The following is an 18,213-nucleotide window of genomic DNA, read 5'->3' as shown; positions in this document are numbered from 1 at the left end:
GTTTCGCCTTGCTGGCGGACGCGCCGGCTGATTACCATATGATTCATGAGCATATTTTGGATATCGGAATCTGATCGATGATGCTGGGCAGCGACGTATCGAGCCTGTCGACCGATGCCGCGACCGCCGCGGCACAAGGCCTGTCGATCGTCGTGCCTGTTTACAACGAGGCGCCCGGCCTTGCCTTGTTTCATGAGCGGCTGGCGACGCTTGCCACGACACTGAAAGAACGCCACGGCCTCGCCTGCGAAGTCGTCTATATCGATGACGGCAGTGCCGATGGTACGCTGGCGGTTGCGCGCAGCCTGCAAGCCACGTCGCTCGACGTTCAGGTCGTGTCGCTGTCGCGCAATTTCGGCAAGGAAGCCGCGCTGATGGCGGGGCTCGACCATGTCACCAAGGGCGCGGTGCTGTTCATGGATGGCGACGGACAGCATCCGCCGTCACTGGTCGAACAGCTGGTGCGGCACTGGATCGTCGAAGGTTATGACGTCGTCTATACTGCGAAGGCGCATCGCGACAACGAATCCTTCCTGCGCCGCCAGGCCGTACGCGGCTTCTATGCGCTGATCAACTGGGGTGCGCGGCAGAAGATCCCCGAAGATGCCGGCGACTTCCGTTTGCTGTCACCGCGTGCGGCTGCGGCGCTGCGCCAGCTTCCGGAGCGCAACCGATTCTTCAAGGGACTGGCGACCTGGATCGGCTTCCGCCAGCTCCGCGTCGACTACGAACCGGCGGCACGCGAACATGGCGTGACCTCGTTCAATCCGAAGCAGTTGATCGGCCTGTCTATCGAGGGCCTGACCTCGTTCTCGGTGGCGCCGCTGCGTTTCGCCAGCCTGCTCGGTCTGCTGCTCGCCTTCGGTGCGTTCCTGTTCGGTCTGTCGATCCTGTGGGAGACATGGGTCTCCGGCAAGTCGGTACCGGGCTATCCATCGCTGGTCGTCGGCCTGATGACCCTCGGCGGCGTGCAGCTGATCATGATCGGCGTGCTCGGCGAATATATCGGCAAGATCCTGTCCGAGCTGAAGGCGCGGCCGATCTATTTCGTCGCCGAGCACAGCGTGAAGCGCAACGCCCCCGATAGCGTGGCGCAAACCACCGACCGGACCGCTGCCGAATGACCGGCGCAGCCCTGCGCCGCATCACGCTCTGCGCCGACGATTATGGCATCAGCCCCGGCGTCAATCAGGGCATCCGCGAACTCATTGCGCTTGGACGCCTCAACGCCACATCCGTGATGGTGGTCGGTCCCGCGATTTCGCGCGATGACGTGAGTGCGTTGCAGGACGCCGTCGCCAAGAATCCGAACTGCGAGATCGGGCTCCACGCGACGCTGACCGCGCCGTTTCATCCACTGACGATGCATTACCGCCCGCTGCTCGATGAACTGTTCCTGCCGCTTGGCAAGATGCTGCGCTTCAGCCTGTTGCGAAAACTCGATAGCGAGGCGATCGAAACCGAGCTGACTACGCAGATCGCGAAGTTTGTGGCCCTGTTCGGGCGTGCACCTGACTATGTCGACGGGCACCAGCACGTACAGACCTTCCCGCAGGTGCGCGATGCACTCCTCGCTGCGGTGAGGAAAAATGCGCCACAGGCCTGGGTCCGCCAATCGGGCCGCGTGCTGCCGTTAGGCCAACGCCTCGATAATCCGAAGGCGCTGTTGCTCGACACGCTCAGCGCCACGTTCCGCCGACGTGCGACGCGCGCCGGCGTGACGTTCAATCCGGGCTTCGCCGGCGCCTATGACTTCACCAAGCAAGCCGACTTCGGCACGCTGATGGCCGGTTTCCTCAACGACCTTCCGGATGGCGGACTGGTGATGTGCCATCCCGGCCATGTCGACGATATTCTGATCGACCTCGATCCGTTCACCGACCAGCGCGAGCGCGAATATCAGTATCTGGCAAGCGATGCCTTCGCGCAGTTGCTGGCAACAAGCAACGTGACGCTGGCGCGCTAGTCGGCAAACTGTCCGCTCGCTTTGATGATCGGCGCCCAGCGATCGACCTCGCTATCGAGCTGCTTCTTCAATGCCTGCGGCGTCGCCTGATCCTGTGGCACCGGATCGGTGTTGATGTCGTTGAAACGCTTAATCAGTTCGGGATCGCGCAACGAATCCTGCAGCACCTTCGCCAGTTTCTGCACGATATCGTCAGGAGTCCCCTTTGGCGCGTAGATGCCATGCCAGGCGCCGGCCTCGAAACCCTTCAGGCCGGCCTCGTCGGCCGTGGGGAGATCCGGCATCGACGACAGGCGTGTCTTGGTGGTGATGGCATAGCTCTTCACGAGCTTGGCTGCGATCGGGCCGGTGGTGTTGGTGGTCTGATCACAGGTGAGATCGATCTGGCCGGCGATCAGGTCGTTCATGACGGGGCCGTTGCCCTTGTAGGGTACTGACAAGATCTGCTTGTCGATGGCATTCATGAACATCAGGCCGCAGAGCTGCGAGGCGGCGCCAAGACCCGCATTGCCGAAGGTCATCTTGTCGCCGTTGGCCTTGATATAGGTGATCAGCTCGGCGAGCGTGTTCGGCGGCAGGTTCGGCCTGGAGATGATGGTCATCGGCGCATTGGTGACGAGGCCGATCGGCGCGAAGGCGGTCTTGGTGTCGTAAGGCAGTTTGCGATACAGCGTTGCCGCCGTGGAAATTCCGATGTGATGGATCAGGATCGTGTAGCCGTCCGGCTCGGCGCGCGCCGCGCGGGCCGCCGCGATGGTGCCGCCGGCGCCCGTGGCGTTTTCGATGATGATGGTCTGGCCGAGGATCTTCGACATGGTCGCAGCGGTGACGCGCGCGACGGTGTCGGTGGCACCGCCGGCCGCGAACGGCACCAACATGGTGATCGGCCTGTTGGGATAGCCCTGCGCGAAGGCAGCGGAGCTTGCCAGCGTAATCGCAAACGCAAGTATAGCTGTGGCTTTCATGAGATCCTCCCTGAATATTGTTTTGATTTATTGAAAGCGAACGCCCCGGTGAGACCGGGGCGTTCGGAAATCGCGTCAGACGTTCGAACTATGGATCGCCTCTACCACGGCGTCGGTCACTTCTTTCGTCGTGGCCTTGCCGCCGACATCCGGCGTGATAATGCCGGCTTCGCAGACCTTCTCCACCGCACGCATCAACCGCGCCGAGGCATCGGGTTCGCCAAGATGATCGAGCATCTGTGCCGCAGTCCAGAAGCTGGCGACAGGATTGGCGATGCCCTTGCCGGTGATGTCGAAGGCCGAACCGTGGATCGGTTCAAACATCGACGGAAAGCGGCGCTCCGGATCGATATTCGCTGTTGGCGCCACGCCGAGGCTACCGGCCAGTGCGCCGGCGAGGTCGGAGAGAATGTCGGCGTGAAGATTGGTGGCCACGATGGTGTCGAGGCTCTGCGGCTTCAGCGTCATACGCACGGTCATGGCGTCGACCAGCATCTTGTCCCATGTGACGTCAGGGAAGTCCTTCGACACTTCGTCGGCGATCTCGTCCCACATCACCATGCCGTGGCGCTGCGCGTTCGACTTGGTGACGACGGTGAGCAGCTTGCGCGGACGTGACTGCGCGAGCTTGAACGCGTAGCGCATGATCCTGACCACGCCGACGCGGGTGAACACCGAGACTTCGGTACCGACTTCCTCCGGCAGCCCGCGATGTACGCGACCGCCGCAACCGGCATATTCGCCTTCGGAATTCTCGCGCACGATCACCCAGTCGAGATCGCCAGTTTCGACACCGCGCAGTGGCGAGGTGATGCCAGGCAGGATCTTGGTCGGGCGCACATTGGCGTATTGGTCGAAGCCCTGGCAGATCGGCAGCCGCAGGCCCCACAGCGTGATGTGATCGGGCACATCGGGCGCCCCCACCGCACCGAAATAGATCGCGTCGAACTTCTTCAGCTTCGGCAGGCCGTCTGCCGGCATCATGACGCCGTGCTTGCGGTAATAGGCCGAGCCCCAGTCGAAGGTCTCGACATTGAAAGTCACGTCGCCGACGCGCTTTTGCAGGGCTTCGAGCACACGGGTGCCGGCGGCGATGACTTCGGGACCGATCCCGTCGGCCGGGATGGCCGCGATGGAATATTCGCGCATGGTGAGGTCTCTGCTGGGTTGAACTGGCTCTCCCTACCCTGCAGGCGAGCTACGCCGGGCTCAATCGCGGTTGTTTATACAAATAAATGATATAATAACTCCCGAGGCGGCCGAAGGGCGCCATCGGGAGGCTTGATGGATCTGCACCAGTTGCGCTGTTTCGTGACGGCGGCGGACGAACTGCATTTCGGCCGCGCGGCGCAGCGGCTCGAGATGATGCCGTCCGCACTCGGCCGCTACATCCGCCTCCTCGAGGACGATCTCGGCACACGTCTGCTGACGCGCACGACGCGCAGCGTCGCCCTCACCGATGACGGCGTCGAGTTTCTGAAACAGGCACGCGACCTGCTCGCCCGCGCGGATCAGATCGCGTCGTCCTTCCGCGCACGCGTGCGGGCCCGTGCAGCCACGATCCGGGTCGGCGCAATCGACAGCGCCGCCGCCGGACTTCTGCCGGCGCTGCTTCACGATCTTCGCGAACGCGCCCCTGACCTTGCCATCAAGCTGGATGAGGACAAGACGATCCGGCTGCTGCCGCGCTTGCTGTCGGGCCGGCTCGATCTCGCTTTCGTCCGACCGCCCGAGAGTGCCGACAAGCGGCTGGAATTCATGTTTCTGTTTCACGAGACAGCCGTCGTGGCCGTCTCCGAACGCCATCCGCTGGCGTCGCGCACGCATCTGACGATCGCCGATATCGCCGACGAGCCGCTAATCGTGCCGGAGCGACGGTCGCGGCCGCATAGTCATGACCTGACGATGAAGCTGTTTGCGGAATCCGGGCTGCAGGCGAATGTCGTGCAGATCGCTGACGAGAAGCAGACCATCGTCAATCTCGTCGCCGCCGAAATCGGACTGGCGATCGTGCCGCGCTGGACCTCCCGCATGCCCGCACGCGGCGTGCGCTATATGCCGCTAGGTATGGCGGCAATGAACAGGCTTCCGCTCGCCGCGGCGTGGGTCAGAGGGACCCGCGATCCGGCACGGGATCAGATTCTCGACATGCTGAAGGCCAATCTGGCGCGCTACGCGCAGGAAGCATGACACGAGGAAGCACGACAAGGCCTGCCGGTCGTTTTGTCGCATAACTAAATTTAATCCAGGCGGCACTTATTGCGACACAAAGCGTCACTACATCTCCAGCGCGCAAAGCAAGCGCGCTTTGAAGACAGAGGACGCCATGACACCGCAAGAACGCCAACTGGTTGACGATCTCTTTGACCGGCTCAGCAAGGTCGAAGGCGCGCCACGCGATCCAGACGCGCTCGACGCCATTGCGCAGGGCCAGCGCCGCGCACCCAATGCGGTCTATGCGCTGGTGCAGACCGTATTGCTGCAGGACGAAGCGCTGAAGCGCGCCCATGAGCGCATCCAGCAACTGGAAGGCAACGGCGCCCCCGAACAGGCCGCTCAGGGCGGTTTCCTCGATTCGATGCGGGACGCCCTGTTCGGTCAGGGTCAGAACCCGAACCAGCCGCGCGGCTCGGTGCCGAGCGTTCGCCCGCCCGAGCCGAGCCGTCCTGCCTGGAACACCGGGCAGGTCATCGGCCAGCCACAACCGCAGGGCGGCTATGGTCAGGGCGGATACGGCCAGGGTCCGGGACCAGGCCAGTTCGGCCAGCAACAACCGCAAGCCGGTGGTGGCGGTTCGTTCCTGGGTACAGCTGCGGCGGCAGCAGCCGGCGTGGTCGGCGGCTCGTTATTGCTCGGCAGCATCCGTTCGATGATGGGCGGCAGCCACCAGCAGGGTTTCGGTGACGCCGCCAATGCCAGCGAGAGCAAGAGCCCGTGGAGCTCCGGTTCGGATTCCTCCGGCGGCAACCTCGGCAATCAGGCCGGCGTCAATGATATCGGTTCGTCCAGCGGCTCCCGCGCCGGATCCTTCGATCAGGCGCAGGCCGATGCCGATCAGGACCAGGATCAAGACCAGGACGACGGCGATTACGACGCCATGGACATGGATTCCGACGATAGCGATTTGGCATAATTGTCGGGCGACGCAGCCTTAACCTCTCCCCGTTTTTTACGGGGAGAGGTCGGCCGGCGAAGCCGGACGGGTGAGGGGCATCGCGCGATATGAGCCTCGGTCGCTCAACTATCGGATCGGATTTTAGCAGCAAAAGATGGCCGGCCGCGTAACGGTGGGATTCGACAGTCCCTTCGTGATGAGAGCGCATGCCCCGCCCCTCACCCGGCGCTGCGCGCCGACCTCTCCCCGCACAGCGGGGAGAGGTTAAGTAAGATCAGATCACGACCACCCGGGCGCCAACGCCGACGCGGCCATAGAGATCGATGACGTCCTCGTTGCGCATGCGGATGCAGCCTGAGGAAACGTTCGTACCGATCGTCCATGGCTCGTTGGAGCCGTGAATACGATACAGGGTCGAGCCGAGATACATCGCACGCGCACCGAGCGGATTTTCCGGACCGCCTTCCATGTAACGCGGCAGATCAGGACGGCGCGCCAGCATTTCCTTCGGCGGCGTCCACGACGGCCATTCCTTCTTCGCCGTGATCGTCTTCACACCGGACCAGGTGAAGCCTGGACGGCCGACGCCGATGCCATAGCGCATCGCCTTGCCACCGCCCTGCACCAGAAACAGGAACTTGTTCGGCGTATCGACAACGATGGTGCCGGCGCTTTCGCTGCCCTGATACTCGACCATCTGCGGCTGATACTTGGGATCGAGCGCGGGGCGTGCGGCATCTGCCGTCTCTTCCTGCTGATAGACGCGCTGTTGCGGATCCATCGGCGGCAGCAGCGAACGTCGCTGCTCGTAAGAGTAGTCCGGCTGTTGCTGATAACGCTGGCCCTGCTGCGCCGGACCGTCGCTGAACAGAAACTCGATGAAGCCGCCGCCCATGCGCGAACGTTCGGCATAGGCCGTGCGCTGCATCGGGCGCTGCGGCTGCTGCGCATACACCACCGGAGGCTCGGCGAATTGCGCCGCGGCTTCCACCGCAAGCGCCTGATGCGATCCAGCGGCGATGAAAGATGCGCTGGCAAGAAGCGTGAGAGAGAACTTTCTGAACATCGACGTACTCTGTACTGTTTCGTCGTGCGCGTTCTCACCTGAGAAGCGCTTTGCACACTCCGACTTAAGGTTAAAATCGCCTCGGTTTGGTAAACACAATCGCCGTTTGGATTCACCACGTCGTCAAACGGCGCAGTTCTATTTAGTAGCGTTTATTTTGAATGAACGCGAAAGCCCCATGGTTAACTAACAGTTTGCGCAGCGATTATCGGCTATCGGTGCGATGTTCCCGCGTGAACTTCACGTTAAACTCATGGGTATACGAATGGGGGATTGATTGAACGTTGGGGGACCTGATGTCTGTTCGTCGCAAGCGATTTCGCATTGAAGAAGTTTTCGGTACTGCACCTATGCCCAATGAAGTGGTGGGCAGCAGCGAGCCGATGCCAATGCATCGCGAAATCATGGCTGAGCTCCGCGCGATCCGCGCGCAGATGGGAGCGCCGGCCCGCAACGCCGTGACAGATCAGGTCGGCGCCGCCGCCGATCAGCAGGTTGCGGAAGCGCAGGCGCTGCTGGCCACCTATCGCGCTCAGATCGAGCAGTGCGAAAAGCTCAAGATCGAACTCGATCTGATCCACGACGCCATTACCCGTACCAAGATGGAAATCGCAGTTCTTCACGGCAAGAGCTTCGAAGGCGACGAAATGGCGAAGGTCAACGGTGAACTCGGCGCCGTCGTCGGCGGCACCGAAGAAGCCACGCAGCAGATTCTCGCCGCAGCCGAAGCCATCGATAATGCATCGACAGCGCTCGGCAAGGTGACCTCACCCGATCAGCAGAAGCAGATGCTGGAAGAGATCGGCGATAACGTCGTCGCGATCTTCGAAGCCTGTAACTTCCAGGACCTCACCGGCCAGCGTATCAGCAAGGTGATGACCACGATGAAGTTCATCGAAAACCGCATTACTGCGATGATGGACATCTGGGGTGGCGTCGATGAGATCAAAGCGCATGCGCCAGCCAAGGTCGATGACCGCAGCGAAGACGACAAGCTACTCAACGGCCCGAAGCTGGACGGCGACATCGGCCATGCTTCGCAGGACGATATCGACGCGCTGTTCGGCTAACACAACCTTCGACCACCGTTAGAAATAGCTTAACGCCGGGCAGCAGTGCCCGGCGTTTTTATTAGTAGGAAACAGACCAACACCGCCAGCGCCAGCACGGTCCCAAGCAGCAGTACAGTGCGGTCCGACAGCGTCTCGACTGCGGACGCCACCACGAATGGCGCGAAGGCCTGCACGAACAAAGCCGGCCGCGCGATGCGGCCGATGACGCGGCCATACCCCACCGGGCCAAACATCAGAAGCGGCAACGCACCGCGCGCGATGGTCATGACGCCATTGGCGGCGCCGAATCCGATAGCGAACAAGGCCGCCAGCGGAAACGAAATCCCTGCAAAGGCCAGCATTGCGAAGGCCGATACTACAAGCACCACCGCCCCGCGCGCGATCCACAGCGGATGGGTGCGCCCCGCCAGCATGAAGTCCGCCAGCCGCGATGCCACCTGCGCCGGTCCGAACATCGCACCGATGGTCACCGCCGTTGCAGCACTGAGCCCGCCGCGCTCCAGCAGCGCCAGCAGGTTCGAGGTCACGCCCGACAGAATGAAGCTGTAAAGCGAGAACGCCGCCGCCAGCAGGATGAACGGCCAGCCTTCCGGGCGCAGGGTTGCCTGCTGGGGAACGACAACGGCGTCCACCACGGGCAGAGGCGCGACGGCGACGTGGCGCGGCAATGCAAAAGCATGAAGCGGCGCAACGACAAAGGCGAAGATCGCTGCGAAGGTCAGATAGGTCCCGCGCCAGCCGACAGCCTCAAGCAGAAGATGGGTCGCCGGCCAGCCGACCGTCGAGGCGAAGCCGCCTGCAAAGGTCACGAAGGTGATCTGCCGCCGCGCCGAGGCACCGAAGATGCGCGTCAGCGTGGCGAAGGCGGGATCGTAGAGCGACGCCGACATTGCAGCGCCGAGCAACAGCCAGCAGGCCAGATAGGTCGCGGGATGATCGGCGACTGAAAATAGAGCGAGACCCAAGGCACCGGCCAACGCGCCCGATGCCATGACGACATTGCCGCCGTGGCGGTCGATCAATCCACCAACCACCGGCGACAGCAGTCCCGATACAATCAGCCCCAGCGAAAAGCCCGCCATGCCGAAGGCCAGCGACCAGCCATGCGCCGCCGTGACATGTGGCATGGTCAGCACCGGTGGATAGATCAGGATGCCCCAGGTCAGGATCTGGGTGAATGCCAGCACAAGGACCGCGCGGCCCGGTCCGAAAACAAGGTCGCGCAATCGGTGCATGGGCTCACGTCTTCAAGGGAGTGGCGGGACCCGCCTTACGCCTCAGGTCAGGCCTTGGGTGCGCAACGGACATAGACCATGTTGCCGTAGCGAACCGCAGCGTCCTTGTCGATGAAGCGTGTGACGAGAATCCGACCGTCGAAGGAGACGATCTCGCGATCCTTCTCACCACCGGCGGGACCGGGCGGGCCGATATAGTTCTTGCCGCTCGGCGAGCCCTTGAGGCGCAGTTCCTGCGGCGTCGCCTCGTCGGCAAGATGCATGATGACCCCGCCGGTGGCGCCCTGGCCGATGATATAGGGCTGCTTGCACTGGCCGCGCGCGGCATTCTCGGTGCGAACGCGATCGTTGGGATTCATGTAGGACGCCAGACCCCAGCGGCCGACGAGTTCTTCCGAGCGGATCGAGGCTGGCAGTTCCGGCGCCGGCGGGGGCTCCGGCGGCGGTGTCGGCTGCGAGTTCCCAAAGCTGAACCCGCCCAATCCACCAGACGTGCCGCACCCGCCCAATGACAGCGCCAAAGTTGAAACGATCGCCAGATGGGCAACCGTGCGGGCGTAGCGTGACCTGATCATATTATCCCCTAGAGCAAATTCCCCGGCTGCCCGTCCCGGCAGCCAAGCGCAAAACACCTGACGGCGCAATGAGGTCGGCAGAATTACGCCGACTCTCCATTATGGTTTCCAGATCATCCTATATTGGCCTCACCAAGGCCTTAAGGCCTCGCTTGACTCAAAAAGCGTCTGGCCATATTTCCCGGACGCTCAATTAGCACTCCCGGAGCGCGATTGCTAAGGGAATGAGCCGGCCGCCTTGAGCGTTCCGGCTGGATTCCCGCCCGCCTCCGAGATGGCAACGAAATCGCAAACCCTAAAGGGACACTCCCATGGCCAAGACCAAATTCCGCCCACTGCACGACCGCGTCGTCGTCAAGCGCATCGTGGCCGACGAGAAGACCAAGGGCGGCATCATCATCCCGGACAGCGCCAAGGAAAAGCCGTCTGAAGGCGAAGTCGTCGGCGTCGGCCCCGGTGGCCGCGACGAAGCCGGCAAGCTGATCCCGATCGACATCAAGATCGGCGACAAGGTTCTGTTCGGCAAGTGGTCGGGCACCGAGATCAAACTCGATGGCGAAGAACTCCTCATCATGAAGGAGTCGGACATCATGGGCGTGATCGCCTAAGCGACTCGCTTCAGCCTCCCCACACGCCGTCGTCACCGGGCTTGTCCCGGTGATCCACGTCTAGGCCGCAAGCTCGGCAAGGCGTGGATGGCCGGGTCAAGCCCGGCCATGACAGCGTTTTAATTTCAAATTCCCATCACTTGGAGCACCATCAACATGGCAGCCAAAGACGTTAAATTCTCCGGAGACGCGCGCGATCGCATGCTGCGCGGCGTCGATATTCTCGCCAACGCCGTCAAGGTCACGCTCGGTCCGAAGGGCCGCAATGTCGTGATCGAGAAGTCGTTCGGCGCTCCGCGCATCACCAAGGACGGCGTCACCGTCGCCAAGGAGATCGAGCTCGAGGACAAGTTCGAGAACATGGGCGCGCAGATGCTGCGCGAAGTCGCCTCGAAGACCAACGACACCGCAGGCGACGGCACCACCACCGCCACCGTGCTGGCCCAGGCCATCGTCCGTGAAGGCGCCAAGTCGGTTGCTGCCGGTATGAACCCGATGGACCTCAAGCGCGGCATCGATATCGCCGTCGCCGCCGTCATCAAGGACATCACCAAGCGCGCCAAGCCGGTTGCGTCTTCGGCCGAAGTCGCCCAGGTCGGCACCATCTCCGCCAACGGCGACGCTGCCATCGGCAAGATGATCGCTCAGGCAATGCAGAAGGTCGGCAACGAAGGCGTCATCACGGTTGAAGAGAACAAGTCGCTCGAGACCGAAGTCGACATCGTCGAGGGCATGAAGTTCGATCGCGGCTATCTGTCGCCCTACTTCGTCACCAATGCCGAGAAGATGACCGCCGAGCTCGAGGACGTGTACGTCCTGCTCGTCGAGAAGAAGATCTCCAGCCTGCAGGCCATGCTGCCGGTACTCGAAGCCGTGGTGCAGTCGGGCAAGCCGCTCCTGATCATCGCTGAAGACGTCGAAGGCGAAGCCCTCGCCACCCTCGTCGTCAACCGCCTGCGCGGCGGCCTCAAGGTTGCTGCCGTCAAGGCACCGGGCTTCGGCGATCGCCGCAAGGCGATGCTGGAAGACCTTGCGATCCTGACCGGCGGTCAGCTCGTCTCGGAAGATCTCGGCATGAAGCTGGAAAGCGTCACGCTCGCCATGCTCGGCCGCGCCAAGAAGGTCGTGATCGACAAGGAAAACACCACCGTCGTCAACGGCGCTGGCAAGAAGCCGGCCATTGAGGCTCGCGTCAACCAGATCAAGGCGCAGATCGAGGAAACCACCTCGGACTACGACCGTGAGAAGCTGCAGGAGCGTCTGGCCAAGCTGGCTGGCGGCGTCGCGGTCATCCGCGTCGGCGGCGCGACCGAAGTCGAAGTGAAGGAAAAGAAGGATCGCGTGGATGACGCGCTGAACGCGACCCGCGCGGCCGTTCAGGAAGGCATCGTCCCCGGTGGCGGCACTGCGCTTCTGCGTGCCAAGAAGGCCGTCGGCCGTCTCACCAACGAGAACGCCGATGTGCAGGCCGGTATCAACATCGTGCTGAAGGCGTTGGAAGCTCCGATCCGCCAGATCGCCGAAAACGCCGGCGTTGAAGGTTCGATCGTGGTCGGCAAGATCCTGGACGAGAAGTCCGAGACCTTCGGCTTCGATGCGCAGACCGAAACCTATGTCGACATGGTCGCCAAGGGCATCATCGATCCGGCCAAGGTGGTGCGTACTGCACTGCAGGACGCCGCCTCGGTTGCCGGCCTTCTGGTCACCACCGAAGCCATGGTCGCCGAACTGCCGAAGGAAGCTGCACCAGCGATGCCGGGCGGTGGCGGCGGTATGGGCGGAATGGGAGGCATGGGCTTCTAAGCCCTGCTTTCACGCTCAACTGCATTGTGATCGAAGGCCGCCCGGAGGCGGCCTTCTTTTTTGCCCTGATACAATGCGCCTCCGACTTATGGCCTTTCGCCTTGGTCGCGGTTCTGATTCAATCCCGTGATTAATCTCGCATGGGCGGAATCAGATAAATCCGCCCGGAGACACGTCGATAACGTCCAGGGACTTTTGAAATGCGCGCGCTTCATCTTTGTCTGCTCGGCCTTACGGTCACCGGCTCGGTTGCGACCGTCCACCACGCCTTCGCGCAGGTGAAAGCCGCGCCGAAGAGCCAGCCGGCAGGCCCCGAGACGCGCTATTTCACCTCGATCGACGGGGTCATGAACGGCAATGCCGACGTCATCCTGCGCGAGACCCGGCAGGGCAAGGCCGTCACGGCCGCGACGCTTGATGTCTGCTATCCCGCCGAGAAGGGCAGCGACCGCAAGGATCGCTTCGTCGCCAATCTCACGGTCAGTGGTTCGACGCTGACCGGCGCAACGCAGACCCAGGTCGACAAGCTGCCGGTGACCATCAAGCTGAACCGCCGGCCGACCGGCGACACGTTCGAATTCAAGGGACAGATCTCGGTCGGTCAGACCAACAACAACGTGACGTCTTCGGACAATTCGGATCAGAGCGAGAAGGAATTCCAGGACAATCAGTCCACCGACGACAATATCGCGCCCGCACCGAAGGATTTCACCGAAGTGTCGCCCGAAGCGATCGCGGTCAAGATCAAGCTCGAAGCGGCACTCGATTTCGTCCGCACGCTGCGCGGGCAGAATGTCGAGGTCGCGTTGAACAGCCTGGCCGTATCGTGCGATGCACTGCGCGCCGGCGAGCAGGTCATCAGCCTCGCCATCGACCCGGAACGCGCTGCGGCTTTCGTCGCCAAAACCAAGACCTATCCCGGCGTCGTCAATGTCGGCTGGACCACGGGCGCTATCGACATGGATCGTACCGTGCGCTTTGCGGCAGCCGACTGGCGCGATGGCGACAAGATCAATCGCGACAAGGTTGCTACGGCGCTGGCGAATGTGCTCGCCAAGACCATGTCGGGCAAACCTGCCGCCACGTCATGGGACGATGAGACCGGAAAGCTCAAGCTGACCTTCAAGCGCCCGAGTCAGGTACTGCCCGCGCTCGAATTGACCGAGACGGTCGAGGTCAACGCGATCATCGCTCCCGACAAGCCCGGCACGACGGATAAGCTCATCCTGTGGGTCAGCACGCCGTCAGTCACCACTGCGGATGAGACTTCGGGTGCGAAGCTGGCTCTCGCGGATTCGCCGACGGCCGATGAAGAGAGCGATCCGCGCGACGACAACGGCGCGGTTGCGGCCGTCGCGGCGGAGTTCAAGGCACAGCGTTGGGATGCAGATAATTCGAACTGGAAGTGAGTGACAGCATTCTGCTCAGCCGTCGTTAGCAATGCCGAAGCGTAGGATGGGTAGAGCGCCTTCGCGAAACCCATCAACCAAAATCGTCGAAAGCGATGGGTTTCGCTGCGCTCTACCCATCCTACGCGAGCCGCTCTAGTTCGTATTCAGCCGAAACCGCAGCGACTTCGGCCCGACGAACGTCACTGCATCACCGCGCCGCTGCCAGTTGGTGGCCGCGCCGAGATCGGCGATCAACTGATCGTCCATCGCGGCCTGTGCGTCCGAGCAACTGCGGTTCTCCATCGCGCCGGCGACGAAGACGACGGTGTTGCCGGCGACCGAGAACTGCCCCTTGCCGCCCTTGCACCACAACTCCACCCGCGCCTCGCCGGCCTCGCCGATTTCCAGATTGGGAATCCGCTTCGAGCCGGGCTGACGCTGTGCATCCAGAGTCATTTCCATGCCGAATGGAAACTCTTCGGCGGCATGCGCAGGGACGGCAATCAGAAACGCCGCACCGGCAAGAGCGGCCCGCAGCAAAGTGGTCATGGCAGTCATAAGAATTCTCGGCGTGATCGTGGATGGCGACAATGGCCGCGGTTCTACGCGCGGCCGCGACGGTTGACCAGAACCGTCGGGAAACAATATGGCGCGACAACGAAAAATCCCCGCGGCCTTGCAGCCGCGGGGATTCGTCATTGGTTCGTTGCGTGCACCCTACGGCGCCAGGACCATCAACGTGAACGGATAGACATAGGCCTGCAGCATCACGAACAGGCCGACCATGCAGGCCAGCACGATCGAGTGCCAGAACACGAAGCGCAGGATCGTGCCCTCATGCCCGAACCAGTTGGTTGCGGTCGAGGCCACAACGATCGATTGCGCATCGATCATCTTGCCCATCACGCCGCCGGACGAGTTCGCTGCGCTCATCAGGATCGGCGACAGACCGAGCTGTTCGGACGTGATCCTCTGCAGGTTGCCAAACAGCACGTTCGATGCGGTGTCCGAACCGGTGAGCGCCACACCGAGCCAGCCAAGCAGTGTGCCGAAGAACGGGTACAGCACGCCGGTGGCAGCGAAGGCCAGACCGAGCGTCGCGTCGACACCCGACAGACGCGTGAGCGTGCCGATGGCCAGCATCGCCGAGATGGTGATCAGCGAGTAGGCGCAGATCTTGATGGTGCGGCCATATTCCACAATCATCTTCGCAGGCGAGAAGCCCATGATGAAGCCGGAGATGATCGCAGCCAGCAACATGCCGCTGCCGGTATAGGAGACGTAAGTGAACGCGAACACCGCGCCTTCCGGCGTCGGCTTGGCGGCCACCGGCGGCACCTTGTTGATCATGTTGTGCAGTTCAGGCACTGGAAAATTCCAGGAAAAGATCGGGTTGACGATCCCCTTGAACCAGTTGGTGCCCCAGACCAGCAGGATGACGCAGAGGATGATCCATGGCGTCAGCGCGCTCCAGACCTGAGCCGAGGTCAGCTTCTCCGTGCTCATCGGTTTCACCGGCGGCACGGTGGACGCGGAATCGTCGTGCTGGCGCAGCGCGGCCGAGGTCCAGATCGTCTTGGGCTGCCAGACCTTCAGGAACAGGATCAACGCGCCCATCGAGATCAGCGAGGCGCCGATGTCGACGATCCACGGATTGATGAAGTTCGAGATTACGAATTGCGGGATCGCGAAGGATAGTGCGGTAACGAGGATGGCAGGCCAGACTTCCTTCATGCCCTTCCAGCCGGCAAAGGCCCAGACCACCCAGAACGGGACGATCATGGAGAAGACCGGCAACTGTCGACCGACCATCGCGCCCAGAATGAAGGGGTCGAAGCCGGTGACGGTGGCGAGGCCCTGGATTGGCGTGCCGAGCGCGCCATAAGCGACGGGCGCGGTGTTCGCGATCAGCGACAGGCCCGATGCTGCAAGCGGCGAGAAACCGAGGCCGATCAGCACGGCGCCGGTGACGGCCACCGGCGTACCGAAGCCCGACGCGCCCTCGAAGAATGCGCCGAACGAAAACGCGATCAGCAGGATCTGCAGGCGGCGGTCATTAGTGACACCGCCGATGGCGCGTTGCAGTACCTCGAAGCGGCCGCTATCCACCGTGAGGCGATACATGAAGATGACGTTGAGGACGATCCAGCCAATCGGGAAGAAGCCGGTGACGACGCCGAGCGCCGATGCGCGAAGCGACATATTGGCGGGCATCGTGAATGCGTAGATCGCCACAAGATTGGCGAGCACCAGCGCAATGATCGCTGCGATATGCGCCTTGACCTTGTTGGTGGCGATCAGCACCAGCAGGACGACCACCGGTATCGCGGCCACAAGCGTCGAGATCGTCGAGCTATTGAATGGATTGTAGACCTGATTCCACATGGCCGTTTTCCCCCTTTATATTATTGCAGCGGCTCGATCGTTATCGATCGGCAAATTGCTGATTGTTCACTTGCGAGGGCATCCACGATCGGTCAAAGCCGATAGCGCCCATAGGCTACGCGAAGGCGAGGCCCCCATGCCCTGCTTTTCGTCATGCTAGGGTGAATCACAGTTTCGCGACAAGGTGCCGCAGGCCATCAAACCAGCTACTTTAGTCTAAACGCTGGAATTCATTTCTGATCTTAAGGGCTTAGGGCCCTCCTCCCGGAGACGACCTGTGAATAACATCCGCTCCACGCTCGCGACCGTCTGGCGGATCGCGGTTCCTTATTTTCGTTCCGAGGACAAATGGGCGGGACTCGGACTCCTCACGGCGGTGATCGCCATCGAGCTGGCGGTGGTCGGTCTCAGCGTTTTGTTCAATCGCTGGAACAACACCTTCTACAACGCACTGCAGGACAGAAACCTCGACGTCTTCACCTATCAGCTCGCTTACTTCAGCGTGCTTGCCGCGATCAACATCGCACTCAAGGTCTATCAGCTCTACCTCAACCAGTGGCTCCAGATCCGCTGGCGGCGCTGGATGACCGAGCGCTATCTCGGCAACTGGCTCGCCGACGCCAACCACTATCGCATGCAGCTGCAGGGCGACGCTGCCGACAACCCGGATCAGCGCATCGCCGAAGACGTGAAGCTGTTCGTGGAGAAGACGCTCGACATCGGCATCGGCCTGTTGAGTTCGGTCGTCACGCTGTTCTCCTTCGTGATCATCCTGTGGGGCCTGTCCGACGCGGCGCCGCTGCATGTGTTCGGCCGGGATATCCCGATTCCCGGCTATCTGGTCTGGGGCGCGCTTGTTTACGCCGTGATCGGCACTGCGCTGACGCACTATATCGGCGCTCCATTGATGGCACTGAATTTCCAGCAGCAGCGCTATGAAGCGGACTTCCGCTTCAATCTGGTGCGTGCGCGCGAAAATGCCGAGCAGATCGCTCTGCTGCGCGGCGAACCGGTCGAGCGCCAGCGACTCTCGACCCGCTTCCAGCTGGTCGTCGGCAACTGGATCGACATCATGCGCCGCACCAAGAAGCTGACATCCTTCACGGTCAGCTATCAGCAGATCGCGATCATCCTGCCCTATGTTCTGGTCGCGCCAGCCTATTTTGCGGAGAAGGTCCAGCTCGGCGCCGTGATGCAGACTGCGGATGCGTTCGGCACCGTGCAGGGTGCGCTTTCATTCTTCGTCACAGCCTATCGCACACTGGCGGAATGGCAGTCCGGCGTGATGCGCCTTGATGGCTTCGAGACAGCCATTGCCAACGTACAGGCCCTGACGACCAAGGCCGATATCGTTCACGCCACTGAGACCGGCACCAGTGACATCGCACTGAGCGATCTGACGCTCACCCTCCCCAACGGCGCTCCCATGGTGCAGACGCCGGGCTTCAGCTTCCGCCGCGGGGAACGCACGCTGTTTACGGGCCCATCGGGCTCCGGAAAATCTACGCTGTTTCGCGCCATCGCCGGCATCTGGCCGTTCGGCAAGGGCAAGATCTCGATCCCCGCGGATGCGGCGATCATGATGCTGCCGCAGCGGCCGTATTTTCCGGTCGGTACATTGCAGGATGCGGTGGCCTATCCTGCCAGGACCGACGCGTTCAGCCCACAGGAGGTCGCCGATGCCGTCAGGTCCGTGGGTCTGCCCGCGCTGGCGACCCGGCTTGACGAAGATGGGCACTGGAATCGCATGCTGTCGCTCGGTGAACAACAGCGTCTCGGCGTCGCCCGCGCGCTGCTGCAAAAGCCGCAATACCTCTTCCTTGACGAGGCTACTGCGTCGCTCGACGAGCCCTCGGAAGAAGCACTTTATCGGCTGCTCGAAGACAAGCTGCCTGGCACGACCATCGTGTCGATCGGCCACCGCAACACGCTCGATGACTTGCATCAGCGCAAGGTGTCGCTAACGCGGTCCGGCGATCACTTCGCGCTAGGAGATGCAAAGGCGAGGACGGAAACCGCCTGAGGCGTGAC

Annotated in this window: 16 protein-coding genes; 9 read left to right on the top strand and 7 right to left on the bottom strand. The window is 62.2% G+C overall.

The window, feature by feature from the left end:
* The first annotated feature begins 80 nt into the window (after positions 1-80).
* Both AB8B02_RS01250 and AB8B02_RS01245 read left to right on the top strand, forming a co-directional pair.
* On the top strand, positions 81-1,124 hold the full coding sequence (locus tag AB8B02_RS01250) for a glycosyltransferase family 2 protein (protein ID WP_439064566.1): 1,044 nt from the start codon (positions 81-83) through the stop codon (positions 1,122-1,124).
* Positions 1,121-1,966: a ChbG/HpnK family deacetylase gene (locus AB8B02_RS01245; protein WP_439062892.1), complete on the top strand. Its 846-nt coding sequence runs from the start codon at positions 1,121-1,123 to the stop codon at positions 1,964-1,966. Before AB8B02_RS01250 ends, AB8B02_RS01245 begins: the two co-directional genes overlap by 4 nt.
* On the opposite strand, the gene AB8B02_RS01240 is transcribed toward AB8B02_RS01245, so the two are convergent.
* Both AB8B02_RS01240 and AB8B02_RS01235 read right to left on the bottom strand, forming a co-directional pair.
* Complete coding sequence (locus tag AB8B02_RS01240; RefSeq protein WP_439062891.1) at positions 1,963-2,931, bottom strand: tripartite tricarboxylate transporter substrate-binding protein; 969 nt, start codon at positions 2,929-2,931, stop codon at positions 1,963-1,965. The two genes, AB8B02_RS01245 and AB8B02_RS01240, sit on opposite strands and share 4 nt — an antisense overlap.
* 75 nt (positions 2,932-3,006) lie before the next feature.
* Positions 3,007-4,080, bottom strand: a complete 1,074-nt coding sequence (locus AB8B02_RS01235; RefSeq protein WP_175366450.1) for a tartrate dehydrogenase — start codon at positions 4,078-4,080, stop codon at positions 3,007-3,009.
* A 135-nt stretch (positions 4,081-4,215) separates the two neighbouring features.
* Between AB8B02_RS01235 and AB8B02_RS01230 the strand changes: the two genes are divergently transcribed.
* On the top strand, positions 4,216-5,121 hold the full coding sequence (locus AB8B02_RS01230) for a LysR family transcriptional regulator (RefSeq protein WP_092139124.1): 906 nt from the start codon (positions 4,216-4,218) through the stop codon (positions 5,119-5,121).
* Positions 5,122-5,257: 136 nt separating this feature from the next.
* Positions 5,258-6,064: a DUF2076 domain-containing protein gene (locus AB8B02_RS01225; protein ID WP_175366448.1), complete on the top strand. Its 807-nt coding sequence runs from the start codon at positions 5,258-5,260 to the stop codon at positions 6,062-6,064.
* A 256-nt stretch (positions 6,065-6,320) separates the two neighbouring features.
* On the opposite strand, the gene AB8B02_RS01220 is transcribed toward AB8B02_RS01225, so the two are convergent.
* Positions 6,321-7,112 (bottom strand): L,D-transpeptidase, encoded by a 792-nt coding sequence (locus AB8B02_RS01220; RefSeq protein ID WP_439062890.1) that lies wholly within the window; start codon positions 7,110-7,112, stop codon positions 6,321-6,323.
* 296 nt (positions 7,113-7,408) lie between these two features.
* On the opposite strand from AB8B02_RS01220, the gene AB8B02_RS01215 reads away from it, so the two are divergent.
* Positions 7,409-8,182 (top strand): protein phosphatase CheZ, encoded by a 774-nt coding sequence (locus AB8B02_RS01215; RefSeq protein ID WP_439062889.1) that lies wholly within the window; start codon positions 7,409-7,411, stop codon positions 8,180-8,182.
* A gap of 29 nt (positions 8,183-8,211) precedes the next feature.
* Here the strand turns inward: AB8B02_RS01215 and AB8B02_RS01210 are convergent, their stop codons facing one another.
* Complete coding sequence (locus AB8B02_RS01210; RefSeq protein WP_439062888.1) at positions 8,212-9,420, bottom strand: MFS transporter; 1,209 nt, start codon at positions 9,418-9,420, stop codon at positions 8,212-8,214.
* A gap of 47 nt (positions 9,421-9,467) precedes the next feature.
* Positions 9,468-9,995, bottom strand: a complete 528-nt coding sequence (locus tag AB8B02_RS01205; RefSeq protein WP_068733601.1) for a hypothetical protein — start codon at positions 9,993-9,995, stop codon at positions 9,468-9,470.
* A 311-nt stretch (positions 9,996-10,306) separates the two neighbouring features.
* Here AB8B02_RS01205 and AB8B02_RS01200 point away from each other — a divergent pair, with 311 nt between their 5' ends.
* The 3 genes from AB8B02_RS01200 to AB8B02_RS01190 all read left to right on the top strand — a co-directional run bounded on the left by AB8B02_RS01200 (position 10,307) and on the right by AB8B02_RS01190 (position 13,815).
* Positions 10,307-10,603 (top strand): co-chaperone GroES, encoded by a 297-nt coding sequence (locus tag AB8B02_RS01200; RefSeq protein ID WP_439062887.1) that lies wholly within the window; start codon positions 10,307-10,309, stop codon positions 10,601-10,603.
* Positions 10,604-10,759: 156 nt separating this feature from the next.
* Positions 10,760-12,406, top strand: coding sequence for a chaperonin GroEL (groL, locus tag AB8B02_RS01195; protein ID WP_089261930.1), 1,647 nt, complete (start codon positions 10,760-10,762; stop codon positions 12,404-12,406).
* Positions 12,407-12,606: 200 nt separating this feature from the next.
* Entirely contained in the window at positions 12,607-13,815 is a 1,209-nt protein-coding gene (locus AB8B02_RS01190) for a hypothetical protein (protein WP_439062886.1), read from the top strand.
* A gap of 135 nt (positions 13,816-13,950) precedes the next feature.
* On the opposite strand, the gene AB8B02_RS01185 is transcribed toward AB8B02_RS01190, so the two are convergent.
* Positions 13,951-14,346: an META domain-containing protein gene (locus tag AB8B02_RS01185; RefSeq protein ID WP_374725702.1), complete on the bottom strand. Its 396-nt coding sequence runs from the start codon at positions 14,344-14,346 to the stop codon at positions 13,951-13,953.
* Between the two features lie 168 nt (positions 14,347-14,514).
* Complete coding sequence (locus AB8B02_RS01180; protein WP_439062885.1) at positions 14,515-16,182, bottom strand: L-lactate permease; 1,668 nt, start codon at positions 16,180-16,182, stop codon at positions 14,515-14,517.
* Between the two features lie 277 nt (positions 16,183-16,459).
* Between AB8B02_RS01180 and AB8B02_RS01175 the strand changes: the two genes are divergently transcribed.
* Complete coding sequence (locus AB8B02_RS01175) at positions 16,460-18,205, top strand: ABC transporter ATP-binding protein/permease (protein ID WP_439062884.1); 1,746 nt, start codon at positions 16,460-16,462, stop codon at positions 18,203-18,205.
* Positions 18,206-18,213: the final 8 nt, after the last annotated feature.

This window comes from Tardiphaga sp. 862_B3_N4_1, from assembly GCF_051811085.1.
Classification (GTDB): domain Bacteria; phylum Pseudomonadota; class Alphaproteobacteria; order Rhizobiales; family Xanthobacteraceae; genus Tardiphaga; species Tardiphaga robiniae.
This window is presented reverse-complemented; position numbering and strand designations above follow the sequence as displayed.